Below are 22,889 nucleotides of genomic sequence, written 5' to 3' on the forward strand. Positions count from 1 at the left end.
GCTCGTGCCCTTATGCCGCGTCGCGCTGGCCGCCGCTGCGGAAGTTGTCCACAGCCTCGATCAGCGCCTTGAGAATCGCCGAGCTGTCGCCAATCACCGACAGGTCAGCCCGTTTGATCATGTCGCAGCCTGGATCCATATTGATCGCCACCACCTTGTCGCAGGCACCGATACCCTGCAGGTGCTGGATCGCGCCCGAGATACCCACAGCCACGTAGACACGCGCGGTAACCCAGGTGCCGGTAGCCCCCACCTGGCGATTGCGCGGCATGAAGCCGTCGTCCACCGCCACCCGCGAGGCACCTTCGGTAGCGCCGAGGGCTGCGGTGGCTTTGTGGTACAGGTCCCAGTCCTTGACACCGTTGCCGCCCGAGACGATGAACTCGGCTTCGGCCATGGCAATGGTGGCCGGGTCGACGGCCACCGAGCCAAGGTCTTCGATGCGCGGCAGGCTGCGCACCACGCTTGTGGACAACTCCACCGGCAGCGCTTCGTGACGGGTTTCGCTGACCGGCTCGGCGCACTCGGCCGCCGCCAGGATCAGGCGCGGCACAGTGCGTTGCAGGTCTTGCTGGCCGGCACCGGCGCGACCAATGCACTGGCCGTCCTTGATCTGCCATACCCGCGTTGCCGGGCGCTCGCCCAGCGCGGCGCCCAGGCGCCGACCCAGTTCACCGCCACCGGTGCGGCTGTCGGGCAGCAGCCAGTGGCGCGGCGCGAACTGGTTATCCACAGCCCGCAGGCCCTGCACCAGTTGCTCCGGTGCATAACCTTCAAAGGCCTCGCCTTCGATAACCAGCAGGCGGTCGACACCGGCTGTGGAAAAGTTGCTTTCCTTGTGCTCGTTGAACACCACGGCCAGCACCGCCCCGTCGCTGCCGGCCAGGCTGTGGGCCAGGCCAAGCAGGTCGCGGTCGTGGCTGCTCAGGCGGCCGCCAACCATGTCCGGCACAACGGCAATGTAGAACGCCGGCGCCGCCACCTGGTGCAGTGGCAACTTGACCTCGACTGTTGCCGTGCGCCGCCCGCCCGCGCCGGTGCCCTGCTGGGCGCCGCTGCGGTCGATACGCTTGATGCCGGCCGGGCCGACAAAGCCCGCGGCAATCGCATGTGGGTTCTTGCGGATGATGCCGTTAGGCCCCATCCAGCTGGTCTGTTGCGTCTGCATCGCGGCATGCAGCGGGTGCAGACGGTTACGGGCGATCCACTCGGCGCGTGGGTCGCGGCGGATAATGTCGCTCATCAGTGCACCTCCGCAGGTTCACGTTTAGCCGTTTGCGGCTTTGGGACAGTGGATGCGTCCTCCTCGATCAGCACGTCGGCCACCAGTTCGGCCAAGTCCTTGATCTGTGGGCGCGGCTCGACCACGCCTTCAAGCATGGCGGTGCACTGCGGGCAACCCACGGCTACCAGCTCGGCCTCGGTCTCACGAATGTCGTCCATGCGCATATCGGGAATACGCTGCTTGCCAGGGATGTCAGTGATCGGCGCACCGCCACCACCACCGCAGCAACGGGAACGGAAGCCCGAGCGTTGCATCTCGCGCACCTCAATACCCAGCGCCTTGAGCACTTCGCGCGGGGCTTCGTACTCGCCGTTGTAGCGACCCAGGTAGCACGGATCGTGGTAGGTGACGCTGCCGCCCTTGTGTTGGCCCAGGTTGAGCTTCTTGGCCGCGATCAGTTCGGCGATGTAGGTGCTGTGGTGCTGCACCTGGTAGTCACCGCCCAGAGCGCCGTATTCGTTCTTCAGCACATGGAAGCTGTGCGGATCGCAGGTGACGATGCGCTGGAACTTGTACTTGGCCAAGGTCTGGATGTTGCGCTTGGCCAGTTGCTGGAAGGTCGCCTCATCGCCCAGACGACGCGCCACGTCGCCGCTGTCGCGCTCTTCCAGGCCGAGTACGGCGAAGTCCACACCCGAGGCTTTCAATACTTTGACAAACGAACGCAAAGTGCGTTGGTTACGCATGTCGAAGGCACCATCACCGACCCAGAACAACACTTCGGTCGCTTTCACTTCAGACAGCAGCCGCAGATTAAGGTCGGCAGCCCAGTTCATGCGCCCGCCGGGGGCGAAGCCGCCGGGGTTGTCGGTGGCGATCAGGTTGTCCAGCACCTCGGCGCCCTTGTTCGGGGTTGCGCCCTTTTCCAGGGTGAGGTGGCGGCGCATGTCGACGATGGCATCGACGTGCTCGATCATCATCGGGCACTCCTCGACGCAGGCACGGCAGGTGGTGCAGGACCACAGCGTTTCGGCGTCGACCAGGCCATTGACGATCGGCTGGTGTGGATTGCCACCGTGTTCGCCGATTGGTTTGCCAGGGTATGGGCTACCGGCAAATTGCGCGTCAGTGCCACCGGCAAGGCCGATGACCATGTCCTGGATGAGTTTTTTCGGGTTCAGCGGCTGGCCAGCGGCAAAGGCCGGGCACATGGCTTCACATTTACCGCACTGCACGCAGGCATCGAAGCCCAGCAGCTGGTTCCAGGTGAAGTCCACCGGCTTTTCCACGCCAAGGGGTGCGTTCGGGTCTTCCAGGTCCAACGGCTTGAGGCCGGTGGAGCGGCCGCCGCCGAAGCGATCGGCACGGCGGTGCCAGGCCAGGTGCAAGGCACCGGCGAAGGCGTGCTTCATCGGGCCGCCCCAGGTCATGCCAAAGAACAGCTCCGACACACCCCACAGCACGCCCAGGCCCAGAACGGCGACCATCACCCAACCACCCGTGTTGGCCGGCAGGATACCGGCGACCGGCAGGGTGGCAATGAAGAAGCTCACGGCGAACGCCAGCAAACTCTTCGGCAGGCGCATCCACGGGCCCTTGGACAGACGAGAGGGCGGGTTCAGGCGGCGTTTGAAGACAAAGATGGCACCGGTGAACATGATCACCGTGGCTACCAGCAGTGCATAGCCGAGGATCTTGCTCTGCAGGCCAAAACCATGCACCAGAATGGCCAGCACAGCAGACAGCACAAAGCCGCCCGCAGTGGCCACGTGGGTCTTGGACATGTATTTGTCGCGCTCAACCACATGGTGCAGGTCCACCAGGTAGCGGCGCGGCATGGCCAGCAGGCCGCCGATCAGGTTGACCTTGGACGGCCGGCCACGGCGCCACATGCGCACCCGGCGCAAGGCACCGAGCACTGCCAGGCCAAGGGCAGCGAACAGCAGGATGGGTAGAAGGGTGTTCAACATGGGAGACTCCCACAAACAGCTGGATTCTTGCGCCGACCAGAGGGCGGGACTGGCCCCATGTAGGAGCGGGTTTACCCGCGAATGCGTTCGGTCAGGCAACAGTGTTGTCAGTGCTGACGCATTCGCGGGTAAACCCGCTCCTACAGGGATCGCGCCCGATGGCGGCGACTGTTAACGATCAGAAGTCCTTGCACAGGCGCAAGGCGTCGTAGATCGCCGCATGCACGTTGCGCTGGGCCACGCAGTCGCCGATGCGGTACAGCAGGTAGCCTTCGCCCGGCTGGCTCAGGATCGGCTGTGGCTTGATGGCGAACAGCGCCTCCACGTCGATCTGGCCCTTGTTGCGCGAACCTTCCTTGAGCGCGTAGTACAGCTCTTCGTCAGGCCGCACGCCGTTCTCGACCACTACCTGATCGACCACACGCTCTTCCTTGGCGCCGGTGTATTCGTTCTCCAGTACCGCCACCAGCTTGTCGCCTTCGCGGTAGACCTTTTCCAGCATCATGTCGCCGGTCATGATCACTTCTTTGGGGTACATGCTGCGGTAGTAGGTGGGGAAGGTGGTCCCCCCCATGGCCACGCCTGGCTTGATGTCGTCGGTGACGATCTCGACCTGGCTGCCCTTGTCAGCGATGAAGTCGGCGACCGACATACCGGTGAATTCGCAGATGGTGTCGTACACCAGCACGTTCTTGCCCGGCGCTACCTTGCCATCGAGCACATCCCAGCTGCTGACCACCAGCCCTTCAGCGGCGCCCCAGTGCTCGTTCTGCTCCAGGAACGAGTGCCCACCTACGGCCAGCACGATGACGTCCGGGCGCAGGTCCTGAATGGCGGCCACATCAGCGGCAGTGCCCAGGCGCAAGTCGACTTTCAGGCGAGCCAGCTCAAGCTGGTACCAGCGGGTGATACCGGCAATCTGGTCACGCTGCGGGGCCTTGGCGGCAATGGTGATCTGCCCGCCAATCTGGTCCCTCTTCTCGAACAGGGTCACGTCGTGGCCGCGTTCAGCAGCCACGCGGGCCGCTTCCATGCCGGCAGGGCCTGCGCCAACCACCACCACCTTGCGCTTGACGCCGGTGGTCTTCTCGATGATGTGCGGCACACCCATGTACTCACGGGAGGTCGCGGCGTTCTGGATGCACAGCACATCCAGGCCCTGGTACTGGCGGTCGATGCAGTAGTTGGCACCGACGCACTGCTTGATCTGGTCGATCTGGCCCATCTTGATCTTGGCGATCAGGTGCGGGTCGGCCATGTGCGCACGGGTCATGCCAACCATGTCCACGTAGCCGCCTTCAAGGATGCGCGTGGCCTGGTTCGGGTCTTTGATGTTCTGCGCGTGCAGCACCGGGACCTTGACCACTTCCTTGATACCGGCCGCCAGGTGCAGGAACGGCTCCGGCGGGTAGCTCATGTTGGGGATGACGTTGGCCAAGGTGTTGTGGGTATCGCAACCCGAGCCGACCACGCCGATGAAGTCGAGCATGCCGGTGGCGTCGTAGTAGGCAGCGATCTGCTTCATGTCCTCGTGGCTGAGGCCATCAGGGTGGAACTCGTCACCACAGATACGCATGCCCACGCAGAAGTCGTCACCCACTTCGGCGCGCACAGCTTTCAGTACTTCCAGGCCGAATTTCATGCGGCCTTCAAAGGTACCGCCCCATTCGTCGGTACGTTTGTTGACCCGTGGGCTCCAGAACTGGTCGATCATGTGCTGGTGCACCGCCGACAATTCCACGCCGTCCAGGCCGCCCTCTTTGGCGCGACGCGCAGCCTGCGCGTAGTTGCCGATTACCCGCCAGATCTCTTCCACCTCGATGGTTTTGCAGGTGGCGCGGTGCACAGGTTCACGAATGCCCGATGGCGACATCAGCGTCGGCCAGTTGAAGCCGTCCCAGCGCGAGCGACGGCCCATGTGGGTAATCTGGATCATGATCTTGGCGCCATGCTTGTGCATGGCGTCGGCAAGGTTCTGGAAGTGCGGGATGATGCGGTCGGTCGACAAGTTGACCGATGCCCACCATTCCTGCGGGCTGTCGATGGCAACCACCGACGAGCCGCCACAGATGGCCAGGCCGATGCCACCCTTGGCCTTCTCTTCGTAGTACTTCACATAGCGGTCGGTCGTCATGCCGCCGTCAGTGGCGTAGACCTCGGCGTGCGCGGTGCTGAGCACACGGTTGCGGATGGTCAGTTTGCCGATCTGGATCGGCTGGAACATTGCTTCGAATGCCATGACGCTATCTCCGGCTTACAACGGCTTTGTAACGAACAGGCCATCTTCGTGGCCTTCTTCCGACCCGCCATAGACCTGTTCGGCCACGGTGCGGATCTTGCTGCCGCGGGCAGCGAGAATCTGGTCCATCGCGCCAGCGAACCAGCCGGTGAACATGTAGTCGACCTTGCGGCCGCACTTGCCATAGACGTACACGAACGCAGAGTGCTTGAGCTTGACGCTGCAGGTACCTTTATCCAGGTCGATATCCTGGATCTCGAACAGGCCCCAGCCACGCTGGCTCAGGCGCTTCATGTAGTGCTCGAACACCGCGACGCCTTCCAGGCCATGGCACTCGGCCTCTTTTTCACACCAGTGCCAGGCGGACTTGTAGCCAGCCTTGTAGAGGATTTCGGCATAGGCGTCGGCGCCCAGCACTTCCTCGATGCCCATATGGTTATTGACGAAGAAATGACGAGGCACATACAGCATCGGCAAGGCGTCGCTGGTCCAGACACCGGTCTCGCTGTCGACTTCGATTGGCAATTGCGGGGCGATTTTGGCCATGGAAACTCAACTCCATAAAATTTTTTTGTGGGTGCCCCGGCGTTGCTGGCAGGGGCTATCAGGCTTGGAGAGCGGCTTACTCGCCCCAGACATCCTTGAGGACGTTGACCCAGTTCTCGCCCATGATCTTGCGCACCACACGCTCGGAGTGGCCGCGTTTCAGCAAGGTCTCGGTGAGGTTGGGGAATTCGCCGACAGTGCGAATGCCCAGCGGGTTGATGATCTTGCCGAAGTTGGTCAGGCGGCGGGCGTAGCCCTTGTCATGGGTCAGGTATTCGAAGAAGTCCTGGCCGTGCCCCTGGGTGAAGTCGGTACCGATACCGATGGCGTCTTCACCGACGATATTCATGGTGTACTCGATGGCCTCGGCGTAGTCATCGATGGTCGAGTCAATGCCTTTGGCCAGGAACGGCGCGAACATGGTGACGCCAACGAAACCGCCGTGATCAGCGATGAACTTCAGCTCTTCGTCCGACTTGTTGCGCGGGTGCTCTTTCAGGCCCGAGGGCAGGCAGTGCGAGTAGCACACCGGCTTTTTCGATTCGAGGATGATTTCTTCGGAAGTCTTGGAGCCAACGTGGGACAGGTCGCACATGATGCCGACACGGTTCATCTCGGCAACGATCTCGCGACCGAAGCCGGACAGCCCGCCGTCACGCTCGTAGCAGCCGGTGCCCACCAGGTTCTGGGTGTTGTAGCACATCTGCACGATGCCCACGCCCAGCTGCTTGAACACGTCCACATAAGCGATCTGGTCCTCGAACGCATGGGCGTTCTGGAAGCCGAAGAGGATGCCGGTCTTGCCCAGTTCCTTGGCCTTGCGGATGTCGGCGGTGGTGCGCACCGGCATCACCAGGTCGCTGTTGTCGCGGATCAGCTTCTGGCTGGACGCGATGTTGTCGACGGTAGCCTTGAACCCTTCCCAGACCGACACCGTGCAGTTGGCCGCAGTGAGGCCGCCTTTGCGCATGTCTTCGAACAGCTCGCGGTTCCATTTGGCGATGATCAGGCCATCGATGACGATGCTGTCGGCGTGTAGTTCGGCTGGGCTCATCAGGCTGTCCCCTTTTATAGAGTTGGGTCGCGCCAAACCTTCTGCCGGCGCTTTGAGGCCAGCATATGCCTGTGCCCCGAGGCGCCCCGGTGCAAAAACGACAGGGGGTTTGCCGAAAGCGTCAATGCGCGACAAGAGCGCGTCTGGCGCGTGTTCCGGGGATGCGAGACAGTCTCGATAACGACATTTGTGGCCGGTACATGAACATTTGGTCAGGGAGCTACCACCTGGCCTCTGGCTGAGCGAGAATCCTTGCGATTCGACAGCCTGTTGAGGAGAAAACGGATGAAATCAATGGCATGGCTGGTGCTGCTGGCCATCGTGAGCGGGGCCCAGGCCAGTGAGGACGAAAGCACACCTTGCGACAATGTGGAGACCGACCAGCAAACCTTCGCCTGTGCAGCATTCAACAAGCAGGTCGCCGAGCGTGAACTGCAGTCGGCCTATGACGACCTGGTCGCGCGCATGCGTGATCAGTTCGGCGACGAGGCAGGCCTGATGTCGCGAATAGAGGCAGCCGAGAAAGTCTGGAGCCAACTGCGCGATGCAGACTGCAAGGTCGAAACCCATGCTGAACAACCCGGCAGCAGGGCCTACCAGATCGCCTGGAACAGCTGCATTGCACAGCGCAGCGATGAGCGAGCCGAGTATTTGCGCAGCCTGGGCGCGCAAAACAGTGACGAGCCAGCACCCGAAGATTGATCAGCACGTGTGAGTGAAGGATCAACTCCAGGGGAACAACGTGCCGCTGATGCCCCCTGCGTAATTGCTCGATAGTGCCCCCAGACCACGTGCTCACCATGTGTGTCTTGGAACTCACAACTATCAAGGAATTACAAAGTGGCTGACATCAAAGTTGAAATGGAAAAAATCCGCAAAGAGGGTCAAGAGCGCGTAGCCGCTACCGGCCAGACCATCTGCGTCTTCGCTGACAATGTCCCTGCCAACATTGCAGAAGACATCCTGGCCGGCATGCGTTTGATGACCGAACTGGCCAACAAGAAGTTCGACAAGGAGACCCAGCAGCGCGAGTGGTACAACTTCTACAACGATGGCCTGATCAAGTTTGGCTGGACCATGACGGGCGCAGCACATGCCGAAGATGCCATTGATGAGGACAACCTGACCCTGGCAGAGCTGATTACCAAGTCCGTCACCATCAGCGTCTCCGCGGACCCTCGTCGCGCCGCCTGCGCCAGGCGTGTTCTGCAAATTGTCGTGCAGAAGCCGGAAGTCAAGGCGCACCTGGAAAAGCACAGCCATAGTGAATCCGGCAAATCGAGCAACTTCGTGGTCGCCCAGTGCGAAATGACGCCACAAGGCCTGCCGGCGATGCACATGACCAGCTTCCAGGCCAGCTACGACTCGAAAGTCGAGCGTGAAGGCGCCCTGACCCGCAAGGTCGACAAAACCTCTACCCGCGTTTATCGCGCTTCGCAACAAGGCACGTTCAGCGTTCGTCACTTCGACGCTGCACGTGATCTTGTGAATGAGAAGATAAAAGGCGACATCGCCGCGTTTCTCGCTATCTGATTAGCGAGACCGGGTACCAGCTCTCTGGTACCCGGTTCTGGTCATCTGCATCCATCAAGGAGCAATGCCACATGGGCGATACGAACCTGGATACCCGTGTATTCGAGGAGCGGCTAAGCATCAAGCCTGCGCCCTGGCTGACACTTGAGACATGGGAAGACTTGCAGCTATGCCTGCGTTATTCACAAGCAGTGGCCAATGAAAAATTCTCGATGGAGACCCAGCCTCAGCAATGGTTCACTGTCGCTCTCGCCACCTTGCAATCATTGAAATTCACCCTGTTCGAACACACTCATAAAACCATCGTGTATGAGCCACACTTGCTTGCATTAAGCGATGTTTACAGTGGCTATCTACCCCCGCCCCGCGAGAAAGGACCTTGGTTCAAGAGCCTCGAAGAAAATGTTCAAGCCGCTCTGCAGTCGGCCGGTACGCGTACCTTCACCGTCATGAACGCCTCTTCACATCTCAGTATCGAAATGGACCATGAAGGGGACCAGGTCCCGGTTGCGATCCTGTTTTATGCCTACTGCGTTACCGACCCGGTCGAGCCCACCAGAAAGTTGAACCTGATATTTGACCACCTGGGTGCACGCTTCAATGCAGCGGATTTCGCCCCGCTTCGCAAAGATCTGCAAGCAAGGAATCGCGAAAAGCTAAGGGCCATTCTCGAGCGTGAACTGGATTGAAGCTCACTTTGTACCGCTGGGCCGTCGCTCCTCCCGCGGGCACCGTCCAAACCTCAGCTTGTAGCGCCGCGTGAAATAGGATGGCAGTTCAAACCCGCACGCAAGGCTGACTTCAGTCACCGACATGTCGGTCTGGGCCAACAGCTGGCGCGCCTTGTCCAGCCGTAACCCGAGATAGAAACCGCTCGGGGTTGCATCAAGGTGCATGCGAAACAAACGCTCCAGTTGACGCCGTGTCACCTTGATCGCGGCAGCCAGTTCCAGCGTACTCAACGGTGGCTCGATGTGTTTTTCCATTTCGCCAATGGCATGGACCAGCTTCTTGTTGCTGATGCCATAACGCGCACCGATCTGCATGCGCTGGTGGTCCTGGCGCTGACGGATACGACCCAGCACGAACTGCTCCGACACCTTGACCGCCAGTTCGCTGCCGTGAGACTGGGCAATCAGGTGCAGCATCAAATCGATCGAGGCGGTTCCGCCGGCACAGGTGATACGGCTGCGGTCAATCTCGAACAGCTCCTGGGTGGCTTGAAGGCCTGGATAGCGTTCCTTGAATGCCTCAAGCGCCTCCCAATGCAATGTCGCCCGGTAGCCCTCGAGCAGCCCTGCCTCGGCCAGCACCATTGCGCCCGTGTCGATGCCACCGAGCATGACAGCTTCGTGGTTGAGCCGGCGCAGCGCATGCAGCAGTTTGGGTGCGACATTGGCCAGTGGCTCAAAGCCCGCAACCACCAGCAGGATGTTGGCCGGCTCTCCTTCCCCCAGGGCGGCATCGGCATTGATCGACATGCCATTGCTCGCCAGCACCGCCTCACCGTCCAGGCTAAGCACCTGCCACCGGTACAACTGCCCACCAAAACGATTGGCCACCCGCAGGGGCTCCACTGCCGAAATGAACCCCATGGCAGAAAAGCCGGGCACCAACAGAAAGGCAATCGTCTCCATCATCCCCTCCTCCACAGAAACTGGTCGCCCCGGTGCTAATTCCTGTCGCTAGCGTGCGCTTGGGCAAGGTAGCGCCAGCGTAGCGTATTCACACGGTCCGCAGAGGCCGCCCTCAATAACAATATGCACTGCCGATGGAGAGCCACCATGCACAGCTTGATCCGCCGCAGCCTGTTGTCCCTTGCCCTGAGCAGCATCGTTGCCACCCCGCTTTTCGCCGCCGAGCCCGCCGCCTGCAAAAACGTGCGCCTTGGCGTGGTCAACTGGACCGACGTCATTGCCACCAGCGCCATGGCCCAGGTACTGCTCGACGGCCTGGGGTACCAGACCAAACAGACCAGTGCCTCGCAACAGATCATCTTCGCCGGCATACGCGACAAACGCCTGGACATGTTCCTGGGTTACTGGAACCCGATCATGACCCAGACCATTACCCCGTTCGTCGATGCCAACCAGGTCAAGGTGCTGGACAAGCCAAGCCTGGAGGACGCGCGCGCCACCTTGGCCGTGCCGAAATACCTCTACGACAAGGGCCTGAAGACGTTCGCCGACATCCACAAGTTCGAGAAAGAGCTGGGCGGCAAGATCTATGGCATCGAACCGGGTTCCGGTGCCAATACGCAGATCAAAGCGATGATCACCAAGAACCAGTTCGACTTGGGCAAGTTCCAGCTGGTCGAGTCCAGCGAGGCCGGCATGCTCGCCGCCGTCGACCGCGCGGTGCGGCGCAAGGAGGCCGTGGTGTTCTTCGGTTGGGCGCCGCACCCGATGAACGTGAACATCGACATGGCCTACCTGGGTGACAGCCAGGATGCACTCGGCCCTGACGAAGGCCGTGCGACGGTGTGGACAGTGACGGCGCCGGACTACGCCGAACGCTGCCCCAATGCCCACCGCCTGCTGGCCAACCTGAAGTTCAGCGCCGAGGACGAGAGCCGCATGATGCAGCCACTGCTTGACCACAAAGACGCGCTGGAATCGGCCCGCCAGTGGCTCAAGGACCACCCCGAGGACAAGGCGCGCTGGCTTGAGGGTGTGACCACCTTCGATGGCAAGCCGGCCGCGGACAACCTCAAGCTTACCGCCAACTGACAGGGCCCTTTCGCGGGCACGCCCGCTCCCACAGGTACAGCGCCACACTCGGGATCACATTGATCCTGTGGGAACGGGCATGCCCGCGAAAAAGCCAACACCGACATCACAAGGAACTGCACCATGAACCACGACGTCATCATCACCTGCGCCCTCACCGGCGCCGGCGACACCGCCTCGAAAAGCCACCTGGTCCCGGTCACGCCCAAACAGATCGCCGAATCCGCCGTAGAGGCCGCCAAGGCCGGCGCCACCGTGGTCCACTGCCACGTCCGCGACCCACAGACCGGCCGTTTCAGCCGTGATGTAAACCTCTACCGCGAAGTCATGGAGCGTATCCGCGAAGCCGACGTGGACATCATCGTCAACCTCACCGCCGGCATGGGCGGCGACCTGGAAATCGGCCCGGGTGAAACGCCGCTGGCGTTCGGCCCGGGCACCGACCTGATCGGCCCGCTGGAGCGCCTGGCCCATGTCGAAGCACTGTTGCCGGAAATCTGCACCCTCGACTGCGGCACCCTCAACTTCGGCGATGGCAACTCGATCTACGTGTCCACCCCGGCCCAACTGCGCGCCGGTGCCAAACGCATTACCGAACTGGGGGTGAAGGCCGAGCTGGAAATCTTCGACACCGGCCACCTGTGGTTCGCCAAGCAAATGATGAAGGAAGGCCTGCTTGAAGACCCGTTGTTCCAGCTGTGCCTGGGCATCCCGTGGGGCGCACCGGCCGACACCACCACCATGAAGGCCATGGTCGACAACCTGCCTGCCAACGTCACCTGGGCCGGCTTCGGCATCGGCCGCATGCAGATGCCCATGGCCGCGCAGGCCGTGTTGCTCGGCGGCAATGTGCGGGTGGGCCTGGAAGACAACTTGTATCTGGACCGTGGCGTGCTGGCCAGCAATGGCCAACTGGTGGAACGCGCGAGCGAGATCATCACCCGCATGGGTGGCCGCGTGCTCAGCCCGGCAGAAGGCCGGGAAAAAATGAACCTCAAGCGCCGCTGATCCTTTCAGGAGACCGATATGCCCTTCATTACCGAGATCAAGACCTTCGCCGCCCTGGGTAGCGGCGTGATCGGCAGCGGCTGGGTCGCCCGCGCCCTGGCCCATGGCCTGGACGTGGTGGCCTGGGATCCCGCGCCCGGCGCCGAACAGGCACTGCGCAAACGTATCGCCAACGCCTGGCCGGCACTGGAAAAACAAGGCCTGGCCCCTGGCGCATCGCAAGACCGCCTGAAGTTCGTGGCAACCATTGAGGAATGCGTGCACAACGCCGATTTCATCCAGGAAAGCGCACCAGAGCGCCTGGACCTCAAGCTCGGCCTGCACGCAAAAATCAGCGCCGCAGCCAAGCCTGACGCAATCATCGGCTCAAGCACTTCGGGCCTGCTGCCCAGCGAGTTCTACGAGTCGTCCACTCACCCTGAGCGCTGCGTCGTCGGCCACCCGTTCAACCCGGTGTACCTGCTGCCGCTGGTCGAGATCGTCGGCGGCAGCCGCACCTCACCCGAGGCCATTGAAGCTGCCAAAACCATCTACACCGCCCTCGGCATGCGCCCACTGCATGTGCGCAAGGAAGTGCCAGGCTTCATCGCCGACCGCCTGCTCGAAGCGCTCTGGCGCGAGGCCTTGCACCTGGTCAACGACGGCGTTGCCACCACGGGCGAAATCGACGACGCGATCCGCTTCGGCGCAGGCTTGCGCTGGTCGTTCATGGGCACATTCCTTACCTATACCCTGGCCGGTGGCGATGCCGGCATGCGCCACTTCATGTCACAGTTCGGCCCTGCCCTGAAGCTGCCCTGGACGTACCTGCCAGCACCGGAACTGACCGACAAGCTGATCGACGATGTGGTGAGCGGCACTTCCGAGCAACAGGGCGAGCGCAACATCGCTGCACTGGAGCGCTACCGTGACGACACCCTGCTGGCGGTACTGGAAGCGGTGAAGTCCAGCAAGGCCAGCCACGGCATGTCGTTCAGCGATTAAGGAGACCAAGATGCCTGCTCTGATCACCTACCGCACCACGGTCCAGGAGGACTGGGTCGATTACAACGGGCACCTTCGCGATGCCTTCTACCTGCTGATCTTCAGCTACGCGACCGATGCCCTGATGGAGCGCATTGGCCTGGACGCCGACAGCCGCGGGCAAAGCGGTAATTCGCTGTTCACGCTGGAGGCGCACATCAATTATCTGCACGAGGTGAAGCTGGGCACCGAGGTGTGGGTGCAGACGCAGATCATCGGCTTCGATAAAAAGCGACTGCACTTGTATCACAGCTTGCATCGATCAGGTTTTGACGAGGCGTTAGCCGCCAGTGAGCAATTGCTTTTACATGTGGACCTGGCGGGGCCAAAGGCCAAGCCTTTTGGAGAATTCAGCACCAATCAACTACAAAGCGTGGTCGATAGCCAACGGGATTTACCAACGCCAGCCTTTACAGGCCGTGTGATAAAGATTCCTGGTTGATACCAACGAGAGCAGCCAGACCATGGCTGCTCGCTAGTGTGGTGTTTTGCAAATACGGCCAATAACTCGCGACCGATTTTTGCGCTCAGGCAAGGCGTCGCGACGAGTCGTAGCCCAGCTACGGCGAGGAGCGACAACGCCGCATGAGCGCAAAAAGCGCCGCGAGTTATGGTCGTTATTTGTGAAACACCACACTAGGCCTCGGTTATTGTGGGATATCGAGATTTATCCAACTTTGGTACCTACCGTTATCACATGCCAGTAACTCAGGCCCCGGCCTCAAGCTGGGCTGAGAGCCTAGGCAAAGGTTGCGGTTATAACTCTGTATTTTCAAGGTGTGATCGGGCTGCGCTGATACCATCCAGAGAAGACCATCTTTGACTGTTGCGGGGCATGGCTCAGCCAAAACATAATTGTCAGCGCGCGCGACCATACAATTACCGCCCGGCGCCACAATCCTGAACGTACCCGCATCGCCCCACGGCTCTAAGGTCCACTTCTGCTGCGGGCCAGGAGAGCACGCGACGAACTGGATATTTGACCCGGCAAAATCCTGCAAGCAGGGGTGAGGGGAACCTTGCTCCAGCCGACCTTTATTTTTAAGCACGCCCGGCATGGGAGGGTAGAAACTCTCTATACTTGCCCTACGCTCGTTGATCGCGCGGGCGACATCATGATGTGCGACAGTACCCAGAGGTTGTCCTTGATAACTCAGCCGCGGATTGGAGTAAAACGGTACTCTCGGACATGTCGGGCTACAGTCATAAGACATCTGAGTTCGGAACCTGAGGTTCCCCCCATCCGGACCGTAGCGATACCCATGAATATAAGTATCCGTTTGCCCATCCCAGTTATGAACCATGCCAAAGTTGTGGCCAATCTCGTGGCCTAACGAGGTAATGCAACTAATCGCCGAAAAGCCTTGCGTCTTATTACTCGACGGCTTACCCGCGCCGCAGAGCTCATTATTGGCAACGTACATCGAAACTAGATCTGCCCTGAGCTCCACCCTTTTGGCATTGACAGCGGGATTGTTATATTGAACCTCATTGAGCAGCGTTCCAAAGTCTTTCCCCTCTTCGTCAATAGCAGAATCTATAAACCCCGCAAACTCGTAAGTAATATTCACCTTGCTGTTTTTTGCAATTTGATTTACATCCTGCAACCCTAACATCAAATCAGCACGATAGTTTGGATTTTTCGCGCGAGACTGAACGGTACTTACAAATAGCAGTCTTATTATACTGTAGGCAGACGAGACCTGCTGCGGTTCTTCTAGAGCAGGATATACCGTATTCTCAACTTCTACGCCCCGTGCATCTTCAGAGGGCAGCTTTGACTCGTCAACCTTGATCAGCACGTGCATACCTGAACCGATATAAACCAATCGGTACCGCTGGCCACCCACCAAAAAATTGCCTGCCAGCTGATTATCAAGACGGACGATTGACATATAGTATTTAGGATCGAAATCAATTTCTCCTTCCGACCCCGAGTGGCCTGCCTTCCACTGTGAAGGCTGATAGCCAACCCATCCTTCATACCCATCAGCCAAGGCATTGAAGTTTCTCCGATTAAACTTTTCAGCCTTTCGATCCGGTAGTGTTATAGCGATGTTTTCAGCGTTCCCCCCAATCAATGACGCCTCAACCTTCACTAGCGTGAATTCTTCATTAGCGGGGTCGGCCAACAACGTTTTCAGATAGCCTTTTGCTGTTTTCTGAAGCATCTGGCGGTTTTGAGTAGGCTGCAGTGTAAACAGCTGCGGAACAACACTGCCAACAGTGCTCATTGACGGGGTAGATGACGAACATGAAGCCATTATCAAAGTCGCGCCTAGGACAATGATCATGCAGATATTCTTTTTCACATTTTCCGCTCCTGTGGAATCCATCTTCCACAAAAGAGCACAGACTTCTGCAGTCCGTCACCTGACATAAATGCTAGGTGTATGTATAGGGGAGTCTGGCGGAATAAAAATAACCCCGGAAAGCCGTGAGCTACCGGGGCCAAGAGCGAGCAACATCCACTGTGCGTGAGCGAGGGTGACCAAACCCTCTGTACCGTGAATGGCTTCAGTGTGCGTGCTTGCCTGGCAGGGGATTTAGTCGTAAACGACCTGTTCTTAGCCAAAGCAGCCATGGCGACATTCTGTCCTTGCGAGGCTGTCGCACACGTCACAGAATCGGTCGTAAATCACAGCAGCACTCTCTTAGCGATAAAAGGGACAACAGCCATGATGCATGCGGATTTGATTGATCAGGACGACCTCGCCGGCCACCTGCGCGCGCGCGGTTTTGATATTCCTGCCGGGGCCAGTGCCGAACAGGCGTGTGAAGCGGTGGTTCGTGGGCTGACCGAGCCCAATGCGCGGGCGCTGAAGGGGATGGTGGAGCAAATGTACACCGGTAGTGCGACGATCCTGCCGGCAGTGCGCCAAGCCATCGACAAGCAGCTGTTGCCGGCGCTGGCGCAGTTCAACAAACGCGCGTAATTCATTTACCCAGGACCGGCCCCTTCGCGGAACAAGCCCGCCCCCACAGATCACCGCTGGCTCAAGCTCAGCGGGTGACCTGTGGGAGCGGGCTTGCCCCGCGAAAAAGTCGACTCGGTATCAGAGCCTTACACTGGCAAATGTCGACTCGTTGCGTGCCTGGCTCAGGGCCGCCATCGGCCCGCTGTGCGGCGACAGGGTCATGGCCTGAGGAATCGGCATCATGGCCACCTGCTGCGCGGTGTTGGAGCCCACGCGCTCGTCACGCGGCGGAATGCCAAAGTACTCGCGATAGCACTTGGAGAAGTGCGGGGTCGACACGAAGCCGCACACCGATGCCACTTCGATGATCGACATCGGCGTCTGCTTCAGCAACTGCCGCGCACGGATCAGGCGCAACTTCAGGTAGTAGCGCGAAGGTGAGCAGTGCAGGTACTTCTGGAACAGGCGCTCCAGCTGACGCCGCGAAACCGCCACATAGACCGCCAGTTCGTCCAGGTCGATCGGTTCCTCCAGATTGGCCTCCATCAACGCGACGATTTCCTGCAACTTCGGCTGGTTGGTGCCAAGCATGTGCTTGAGCGGCACACGCTGGTGGTCCTGCTCGTTGCGAATACGCTCGTAGACGAACATCTCGGAGATCGCCGCCGACAGCTCGCGGCCGTGATCACGGCTGATCAGGTGCAGCATCATGTCCAGCGGCGCGGTGCCACCGGAGCTGGTGAAGCGGTTGCGGTCAAGGGTGAACAGGCGGGTGCTCATGTTCACCCGCGGGAAGGCTTCCTGCATCGCGGCCAGGCATTCCCAGTGCACGCTGCAATCGAAGCCGTCGAGCAGGCCAGCGCAGGCCAGTGCCCAACTGCCGGTGCACACGGCACCCAACCTGCGCGACTGACGGGCCTGGGCTTGCAGCCAGGTGACGTGTTCACGGGTGACGGAACGCTGGATGCCAACACCACCACAGACAATCACGGTGTCGATAGGCGGAGCATTGCTGATGGCGGCATCCGGTGTGATTTGCAGACCATCGCTTGCCCACACCTGGCCGCCATCGATGGTCAGCGTGTGCCAACGATACAGCTCACGGCCAGACAGCTGGTTGGCCATGCGCAGCGGCTCGACCGCCGATGCCAGGGAAATCAGGGTGAAATTGTCCAATAGAAGAAACCCGATGGACTGGGGTGCTGTGCGGTTCTGGGTTGGATTCCCGGAGGTGTACGACGTCATCGCGATTTCTCCTCACACAAATGCAGGGTGTGCCTCAGGCGGGCACTTACTTCTTGTTATGACCCCTCGGTCATTTTCCGAGGGTAGGCTTGCCAATCTCAACGCAAACGCCGTGCCTAAACTTGAACGGCCATCCAAAAAAACCTGAAAACGACGCCTTTATGGGGCAATTCAAGTGCTTGCATCGTGTTGGCCAGTCGTCCAGAACAGGCGAGCTAGCGCGTTGCCTGTAACGGTTGAGCAGTTTAGTGACACGCGCCGCGTGGGTTTCCCAGAAGCGACACCTTTAAGTGTCACCGACAACCCTCACACTGATCGCGACATCCGACGATCGGTAGCGTGGCGCCGCACCATAAAGAGGCATTGGCGGTTGTGTTGCACCTGCATCAGCCTCAAGGGCCTCTTCGCGGGCAAGCCCGCTCCTACAGGGATTGCACAGTTCCTGTAGGAGCGGGCTTGCCCGCGAAGAGGCCCAGAAGGTCAGTTCAGGAAATCAGCACTCGATAGCGCTGACCGCCAGGCCGCCGCGCGAGGTCTCTTTGTACTTGTCGTGCATATCGGCCCCGGTATCGCGCATGGTGCGGATTACCTGGTCGAGGGAAATGAAGTGCTCACCATCGCCGCGCAACGCCATCTGCACCGCGTTGATGGCCTTCACCGCAGCAATCGCGTTGCGCTCGATGCAGGGCACTTGCACCAACCCGCCAACCGGGTCGCAGGTCAGGCCAAGGTTGTGTTCCAGGGCAATTTCAGCGGCGTTCTCAACCTGTGGCGGGGTGGCGCCGAGCACTTCGGCAAGCCCCGCTGCGGCCATCGCGCAGGCCGAGCCGACTTCCCCCTGGCAACCCACTTCGGCACCAGAGATGGAGGCGTTCTTCTTGCACAGGATGCCCACAGCGGCGGCAGCCAGGAAGTAATCGACAACGCTGGACTCATCCACCGCATCGCTGAATCGCATGTAGTAATGCAGCACCGCCGGGATGATGCCTGCCGCGCCGTTGGTAGGCGCGGTCACCATGCGCCCGCCGGCGGCGTTTTCTTCATTGACCGCCAAGGCGAACAGGTTGACCCATTCCATGGCACTCATGGTCGAGCCGATCACGTTGGGCTTGCCGATTTCCTGCAGGCTGCGGTGCAGCTTGGCGGCACGGCGGCGCACGTTCAGCCCGCCGGGTAGCGTGCCCTCGTACTTGAGGCCGTTGTTGACGCATTCCTGCATGGCTTCCCAGAGCTTGTGCAGGCCAGCGCGGATGTCTTCCTCGCTGCGCCAGACCTTCTCGTTGGCCATCATCAATTGCGACACGCTGAGGTCGTTTTGCTTGCACAGGCGCAGCAGTTCGGCGGCGCTGTTGAAGTCGTACGGCAACACTGTCTGGTCAGCATCCAGCACACCGCTGGCGGCTTGGGCTGCATCGACCACAAAGCCGCCGCCCACCGAGTAATAGGTGTCGCGGTGCAACTCACCCTGCTCGCCTTCGGCAATCAGGGTCATGGCGTTGGGGTGATACGGCAAGTTCTCGTCCAGCAGCAGCATGTCGCGGGCCCAGACGAACTCGACAGGCAAGCGGCTATCCAGCTGCAGGGTGTTGGTTTCGCGCAGGTCAGCGATACGCGGCACGATCTGGGTCGGGTCAATGGCGTCCGGCCACTCGCCCATCAGGCCCATGATGGTGGCGTTGTCGGTGCCATGACCAATACCGGTGGCCGACAGCGAGCCATACAGGCGCACTTCGATCCGTTTTACACGCTCCAGCTCACCGCGTTCGCGCAGGCCCTGAACGAACAGGGCGCCAGCACGCATGGGGCCGACGGTGTGGGAGCTGGAGGGCCCGACACCGATCTTGAACAGGTCGAACACGCTGATGGCCATTGTCGAATCACCTCTTGCTGGGCTTGTCTCTGCGCGCCATGCGCAGGGCGGGGTAGCTGCTAGGCTCAAACAGCGGGCCGCCTTGAATGCCAGCATCATCGGGCTTTTACCGCCCACCTCGCCGTCTGCAACCGACGTACTTTTGTCCAGCAGCGCCGCGCTGTTCTCAACCAGAAACTGCGCCCACCGCGCCGTTTTCCAGCGGCCTGGTGACGCAAAAATGCGCGCGAGGGGGTGGAAAAATCCATAAGCGACATCGCCCATACTGGATACGACCCGTTCCGTACTGGATACGACCCAACCAGTAGGCGATTGCCCGGAGCTGGAGGATTATCGAAAGCGACTCGTAAAGCACGGCCACGCATCCTGCCCTCTGCAGGCCTGGTCGACCGGACCCTCAGAAAGCCCGGCGACCCACGCGAACCCGAAGACAATATCTCAGGAGTCCATCCATGAAAGGTTCACCCTCGCTGTTACTGGTTGCGTTGCTGTCCGCGCCATTGCTGGCCCAAGCAGCCGAACCCGAGCAATGTCAGACTGTACGCTTCTCCGATGTCGGCTGGACCGACATCACAGTCACGACCGCGACCACCAGCGTTGTGCTCGAAGCACTGGGTTACAAGACCCACACCACCATGATCTCGGTACCGGTGACCTACAAGTCGCTGGCCACCGGCAAGGACCTGGACGTGTTTCTCGGCAACTGGATGCCGACCATGGAGAACGACATCAAGCAGTACCGCGACGCCGGCACGGTAGAAACCGTGCGCGCCAACCTGGAGAACGCCAAGTACACCCTGGCAGTCCCCCAGGCGCTGTACGACAAGGGCCTGAAGGATTTCAGCGACATACCCAAGTTCAAGAAGGAACTGGACGGCAAGATCTACGGCATCGAACCGGGTAACGACGGTAACCGCACCATCCAGAGCATGATCGACAAGAACGCCTTTGGCCTGAAGGACGCCGGTTTCAAGATCGTGCAGTCCAGCGAGGCGGGCATGCTGTCGCAAGTTGACCGCGCGCAGAAACGCGGCGAGGCATTGGTGTTCCTGGGCTGGGAGCCACACCCGATGAACACCCGCTTCAAGATGCAGTACCTGACCGGCGGGGACGACTTCTTCGGCCCCGACTTCGGCAAGGCGACCGTGCTGACAAACACCCGCAAAGGATACACGCAGGAATGCAGCAACGTTGGCCAACTGCTTAAGAACCTGTCGTTCGAGCTCAAGGATGAAAGCACCATGATGGGCTATGTCCTGGACGACAAGATGAAACCCGAGGCCGCCGCCAAGAAATGGATCAAGGACAACCCAGGCAAGCTGGATGCCTGGCTGGCCGGCGTTACCACCGTTGATGGCAAGCCTGGCCTGGAGGCGGTCAAGGCCAAGCTTACGCAATAACGAACTACGCAGTAGCGCTACCTCGGGGCAGGACCGTGCCTGCCCCGGGTTGATTTCAATCTATGCAGGTGGAAGCTCGCTATCATGCTTATCGATCAGAAAATACCTCTGGGCCAGTACATCGCGTCGTTCGTCGAATGGCTGACCCAGAACGGCGCGAATTACTTCGACGCCATCGCGCAAGGCCTGGAGTTCATGATCCATGGCGTCACCAGCGCCCTGACTTTCTTCAACCCGTTCGTGCTTATCGCCCTGTTCGCCGCCCTGGCGCACTTCATCCAGCGCAAGTGGGCCCTGACCGCATTTGTCGCCCTGTCGTTCCTGCTGATCCTCAACCTGGGATACTGGCAGGAAACCATGGAAACCCTGGCGCAGGTCACCTTCGCCACGGTGGTATGTGTGGTGATCGGCGTGCCACTGGGCATCCTCGCCGCGCACAAGCCGATGTTCTATACCGCCATGCGCCCGGTGCTCGACCTGATGCAGACGGTGCCCACATTCGTCTACCTGATCCCTACCCTGACCCTGTTCGGCCTGGGCGTGGTGCCGGGGCTGATTTCCACCGTGGTGTTCGCCATCGCCGCGCCCATTCGCCTGACCTACCTGGGCATCTGCGACGTGCCACAAGAGTTGATGGACGCCGGCAAGGCCTTTGGCTGCTCGCGTCGTCAACTGCTTACCCGTATCGAACTGCCGCACGCGATGCCAAGCATCGCCGCCGGTGTCACTCAATGCATCATGCTGTCGCTGTCGATGGTGGTCATTGCCGCCCTGGTTGGCGCTGACGGCCTGGGCAAACCTGTGGTCAACGCACTGAACACCGCCGATATCTCCCTGGGCTTCGAAGCGGGCCTGGCGATCGTGCTGCTGGCAATCATGCTCGACCGTATCTGCAAGCAACCGGAACTGCCGGTAAGGGGTGAGGCATGAGCATCATTCGTTTCGAAGACGTCGACGTCATCTTCTCCAACAAGCCGCGCGAGGCACTGGCGCTGCTGGACCAAGGCCAGACCCGCGAGCAGATCCTCAAGCAGACCGGCCTGGTGGTGGGTGTCGAAAAGGCCAACCTCGATATCAACAAAGGCGAGATCTGCGTACTGATGGGCTTGTCTGGCTCGGGCAAGTCGAGCCTGCTGCGCTGCATCAACGGCCTCAACACCGTCAGCCGTGGCAAGTTGTTCGTCGAGCACGAAGGCAAGCACATCGACATTGCCAACTGCTCCGCGGCCGAGCTGAAGATGATGCGCACCAAGCGCATTGCCATGGTGTTCCAGAAGTTTGCCCTGATGCCTTGGCTGACGGTGCGCGAGAACATCAGCTTTGGCCTGGAAATGCAGGGTCGCCCGGAAAAGGAACGGCGCAAGCTGGTCGACGAGAAGCTTGAGCTGGTGGGCCTGACCCAGTGGCGCAACAAGAAGCCGGATGAGCTGTCTGGCGGCATGCAGCAGCGCGTGGGCCTGGCCCGGGCGCTGGCGATGGATGCCGACATCTTGCTGATGGACGAACCGTTCTCGGCACTGGATCCACTGATCCGCCAGGGCCTGCAAGATGAGCTGCTTGGCCTGCAGGCCAAGTTGAGCAAAACCATCGTGTTCGTCAGCCACGACCTGGACGAGGCGCTGAAACTGGGTACCCGGATCGCGATCATGAAGGACGGGCGGATCATCCAGTACAGCAAGCCGGAGGAGATCGTGCTGAACCCGGCTGACGAATACGTGCGCACCTTCGTCGCCCATACCAACCCGCTGAACGTGCTGTGCGGGCGCAGCCTGATGCGCAGCCTGGACAATTGCAAACGGGTCAATGGCTCGGTGTGCCTGGACCCAGGTATCGATTCGTGGCTGGACCTTGGCGAAGGCGGCGCGCTCAAGCGTGCACGCCAGGGCCAGAACGGGCTGGACATGCAGAAATGGGCACCGGGGCAAGATGTGGAGCTGCTGGAACGCAGGCCGACCGTGGTGCACGCTGACATCGGCATGCGTGAGGCACTGCAGATTCGCTATCAAACCGGCAACAAGCTGGTGCTGCAGGATAACGACAGGGTGGTGGGGATACTTGGGGATACCGAGCTTTACCACGCGCTGCTCGGCAAGAACCACGGTTGAGGCAATTGGGGCCGCTTCGCGGCC

General features: G+C 60.4%; 20 protein-coding genes. 11 read left to right on the top strand and 9 right to left on the bottom strand.

All coding sequences use genetic code 11. The features are described 5' to 3' along the window. Positions 1 to 10: 10 nt before the first annotated feature. The 5 genes from V6093_RS16305 to V6093_RS16325 form a co-directional block, all read right to left on the bottom strand. Entirely contained in the window at positions 11 to 1,243 is a 1,233-nt protein-coding gene (locus V6093_RS16305; protein WP_003255695.1) for an electron transfer flavoprotein subunit alpha/FixB family protein, read from the bottom strand. After that, positions 1,243 to 3,195: a dimethylglycine demethylation protein DgcB gene (gene dgcB / locus V6093_RS16310; protein WP_004575952.1), complete on the bottom strand. Its 1,953-nt coding sequence runs from the start codon at positions 3,193 to 3,195 to the stop codon at positions 1,243 to 1,245. Before dgcB ends, V6093_RS16305 begins: the two co-directional genes overlap by 1 nt. A 178-nt stretch (positions 3,196 to 3,373) precedes the next feature. Beyond that, on the bottom strand, positions 3,374 to 5,434 hold the full coding sequence (gene dgcA, locus V6093_RS16315) for a dimethylglycine demethylation protein DgcA (RefSeq protein WP_003255697.1): 2,061 nt from the start codon (positions 5,432 to 5,434) through the stop codon (positions 3,374 to 3,376). 15 nt (positions 5,435 to 5,449) lie between these two features. Further along, positions 5,450 to 5,980: a DUF5943 domain-containing protein gene (locus tag V6093_RS16320; RefSeq protein ID WP_003255698.1), complete on the bottom strand. Its 531-nt coding sequence runs from the start codon at positions 5,978 to 5,980 to the stop codon at positions 5,450 to 5,452. A gap of 76 nt (positions 5,981 to 6,056) precedes the next feature. Beyond that, positions 6,057 to 7,034 (bottom strand): dipeptidase, encoded by a 978-nt coding sequence (locus V6093_RS16325; RefSeq protein WP_406669556.1) that lies wholly within the window; start codon positions 7,032 to 7,034, stop codon positions 6,057 to 6,059. A gap of 285 nt (positions 7,035 to 7,319) precedes the next feature. On the opposite strand from V6093_RS16325, the gene V6093_RS16330 reads away from it, so the two are divergent. From V6093_RS16330 to V6093_RS16340, 3 genes are all read left to right on the top strand, one after another. Next, a complete protein-coding gene (locus V6093_RS16330; protein WP_003255702.1) occupies positions 7,320 to 7,736 on the top strand; it encodes a lysozyme inhibitor LprI family protein in 417 nt (138 codons plus the stop codon). Positions 7,737 to 7,874: 138 nt separating this feature from the next. Beyond that, positions 7,875 to 8,567 (top strand): hypothetical protein, encoded by a 693-nt coding sequence (locus tag V6093_RS16335; RefSeq protein ID WP_003255705.1) that lies wholly within the window; start codon positions 7,875 to 7,877, stop codon positions 8,565 to 8,567. 71 nt (positions 8,568 to 8,638) lie between these two features. Then, the gene (locus V6093_RS16340) at positions 8,639 to 9,256 is read left to right on the top strand and encodes a hypothetical protein (RefSeq protein WP_003255706.1); all 618 of its coding nucleotides are present in this window, start codon (positions 8,639 to 8,641) and stop codon (positions 9,254 to 9,256) included. A gap of 3 nt (positions 9,257 to 9,259) precedes the next feature. Here the strand turns inward: V6093_RS16340 and V6093_RS16345 are convergent, their stop codons facing one another. Further along, a complete protein-coding gene (locus V6093_RS16345) occupies positions 9,260 to 10,207 on the bottom strand; it encodes a GlxA family transcriptional regulator (protein WP_011953245.1) in 948 nt (315 codons plus the stop codon). A gap of 144 nt (positions 10,208 to 10,351) precedes the next feature. On the opposite strand from V6093_RS16345, the gene choX reads away from it, so the two are divergent. The 4 genes from choX to V6093_RS16365 all read left to right on the top strand — a co-directional run bounded on the left by choX (position 10,352) and on the right by V6093_RS16365 (position 13,769). Beyond that, the gene (gene choX, locus V6093_RS16350; protein ID WP_003255708.1) at positions 10,352 to 11,296 is read left to right on the top strand and encodes a choline ABC transporter substrate-binding protein; all 945 of its coding nucleotides are present in this window, start codon (positions 10,352 to 10,354) and stop codon (positions 11,294 to 11,296) included. 123 nt (positions 11,297 to 11,419) lie between these two features. Further along, entirely contained in the window at positions 11,420 to 12,304 is an 885-nt protein-coding gene (locus tag V6093_RS16355; RefSeq protein WP_003255710.1) for a 3-keto-5-aminohexanoate cleavage protein, read from the top strand. A gap of 18 nt (positions 12,305 to 12,322) precedes the next feature. After that, complete coding sequence (locus V6093_RS16360) at positions 12,323 to 13,288, top strand: L-carnitine dehydrogenase (RefSeq protein ID WP_406669557.1); 966 nt, start codon at positions 12,323 to 12,325, stop codon at positions 13,286 to 13,288. 10 nt (positions 13,289 to 13,298) lie between these two features. Beyond that, positions 13,299 to 13,769 (top strand): thioesterase family protein, encoded by a 471-nt coding sequence (locus V6093_RS16365; RefSeq protein WP_047603179.1) that lies wholly within the window; start codon positions 13,299 to 13,301, stop codon positions 13,767 to 13,769. A 205-nt stretch (positions 13,770 to 13,974) separates the two neighbouring features. On the opposite strand, the gene V6093_RS16370 is transcribed toward V6093_RS16365, so the two are convergent. Next, on the bottom strand, positions 13,975 to 15,639 hold the full coding sequence (locus V6093_RS16370; RefSeq protein ID WP_223817354.1) for a reprolysin-like metallopeptidase: 1,665 nt from the start codon (positions 15,637 to 15,639) through the stop codon (positions 13,975 to 13,977). A 366-nt stretch (positions 15,640 to 16,005) separates the two neighbouring features. Between V6093_RS16370 and V6093_RS16375 the strand changes: the two genes are divergently transcribed. Beyond that, entirely contained in the window at positions 16,006 to 16,263 is a 258-nt protein-coding gene (locus tag V6093_RS16375; protein WP_003255717.1) for a hypothetical protein, read from the top strand. 120 nt (positions 16,264 to 16,383) lie between these two features. Here V6093_RS16375 and V6093_RS16380 read toward each other — a convergent pair whose 3' ends face one another. Further along, positions 16,384 to 17,490, bottom strand: coding sequence for a GlxA family transcriptional regulator (locus V6093_RS16380; RefSeq protein WP_003255719.1), 1,107 nt, complete (start codon positions 17,488 to 17,490; stop codon positions 16,384 to 16,386). A gap of 493 nt (positions 17,491 to 17,983) precedes the next feature. Then, complete coding sequence (locus V6093_RS16385; RefSeq protein WP_003255722.1) at positions 17,984 to 19,360, bottom strand: L-serine ammonia-lyase; 1,377 nt, start codon at positions 19,358 to 19,360, stop codon at positions 17,984 to 17,986. Positions 19,361 to 19,812: 452 nt separating this feature from the next. Between V6093_RS16385 and V6093_RS16390 the strand changes: the two genes are divergently transcribed. From V6093_RS16390 to choV, 3 genes are all read left to right on the top strand, one after another. Next, on the top strand, positions 19,813 to 20,760 hold the full coding sequence (locus V6093_RS16390; RefSeq protein WP_010951661.1) for a choline ABC transporter substrate-binding protein: 948 nt from the start codon (positions 19,813 to 19,815) through the stop codon (positions 20,758 to 20,760). Positions 20,761 to 20,841: 81 nt separating this feature from the next. Next, positions 20,842 to 21,690 carry a choline ABC transporter permease subunit gene (choW, locus tag V6093_RS16395; protein ID WP_172830946.1) on the top strand — a complete coding sequence of 283 codons (849 nt, stop codon included), beginning with the start codon at positions 20,842 to 20,844 and terminating at the stop codon, positions 21,688 to 21,690. Further along, positions 21,687 to 22,865 (top strand): choline ABC transporter ATP-binding protein, encoded by a 1,179-nt coding sequence (choV, locus tag V6093_RS16400; protein ID WP_010951660.1) that lies wholly within the window; start codon positions 21,687 to 21,689, stop codon positions 22,863 to 22,865. The genes choW and choV overlap by 4 nt, the downstream gene beginning before the upstream one ends. The last annotated feature ends 24 nt before the right edge of the window (positions 22,866 to 22,889 follow it).

This window comes from Pseudomonas putida group bacterium ESBL64, assembly GCF_045277175.1.
GTDB classification, from domain to species: Bacteria; Pseudomonadota; Gammaproteobacteria; order Pseudomonadales; family Pseudomonadaceae; genus Aquipseudomonas; species Aquipseudomonas alloputida.

Bases quoted from the DNA above. Each gene is read 5' to 3' on its own strand.
- V6093_RS16385 (WP_003255722.1), bottom strand. From the start codon at position 19,360: ATGGCCATCAGCGTGTTCGACCTGTTCAAGATCGGTGTCGGGCCCTCC.
- V6093_RS16355 (WP_003255710.1), top strand. From the start codon at position 11,420: ATGAACCACGACGTCATCATCACCTGCGCCCTCACCGGCGCCGGCGAC.
- V6093_RS16325 (WP_406669556.1), bottom strand. From the start codon at position 7,034: ATGAGCCCAGCCGAACTACACGCCGACAGCATCGTCATCGATGGCCTG.
- V6093_RS16390 (WP_010951661.1), top strand. From the start codon at position 19,813: ATGAAAGGTTCACCCTCGCTGTTACTGGTTGCGTTGCTGTCCGCGCCA.
- V6093_RS16330 (WP_003255702.1), top strand. From the start codon at position 7,320: ATGAAATCAATGGCATGGCTGGTGCTGCTGGCCATCGTGAGCGGGGCC.
- dgcB (WP_004575952.1), bottom strand. From the start codon at position 3,195: ATGTTGAACACCCTTCTACCCATCCTGCTGTTCGCTGCCCTTGGCCTG.
- V6093_RS16320 (WP_003255698.1), bottom strand. From the start codon at position 5,980: ATGGCCAAAATCGCCCCGCAATTGCCAATCGAAGTCGACAGCGAGACC.
- V6093_RS16365 (WP_047603179.1), top strand. From the start codon at position 13,299: ATGCCTGCTCTGATCACCTACCGCACCACGGTCCAGGAGGACTGGGTC.
- V6093_RS16305 (WP_003255695.1), bottom strand. From the start codon at position 1,243: ATGAGCGACATTATCCGCCGCGACCCACGCGCCGAGTGGATCGCCCGT.
- choX (WP_003255708.1), top strand. From the start codon at position 10,352: ATGCACAGCTTGATCCGCCGCAGCCTGTTGTCCCTTGCCCTGAGCAGC.
- V6093_RS16340 (WP_003255706.1), top strand. From the start codon at position 8,639: ATGGGCGATACGAACCTGGATACCCGTGTATTCGAGGAGCGGCTAAGC.
- V6093_RS16375 (WP_003255717.1), top strand. From the start codon at position 16,006: ATGATGCATGCGGATTTGATTGATCAGGACGACCTCGCCGGCCACCTG.
- V6093_RS16345 (WP_011953245.1), bottom strand. From the start codon at position 10,207: ATGATGGAGACGATTGCCTTTCTGTTGGTGCCCGGCTTTTCTGCCATG.
- V6093_RS16360 (WP_406669557.1), top strand. From the start codon at position 12,323: ATGCCCTTCATTACCGAGATCAAGACCTTCGCCGCCCTGGGTAGCGGC.
- dgcA (WP_003255697.1), bottom strand. From the start codon at position 5,434: ATGGCATTCGAAGCAATGTTCCAGCCGATCCAGATCGGCAAACTGACC.
- choV (WP_010951660.1), top strand. From the start codon at position 21,687: ATGAGCATCATTCGTTTCGAAGACGTCGACGTCATCTTCTCCAACAAG.
- V6093_RS16380 (WP_003255719.1), bottom strand. From the start codon at position 17,490: ATGACGTCGTACACCTCCGGGAATCCAACCCAGAACCGCACAGCACCC.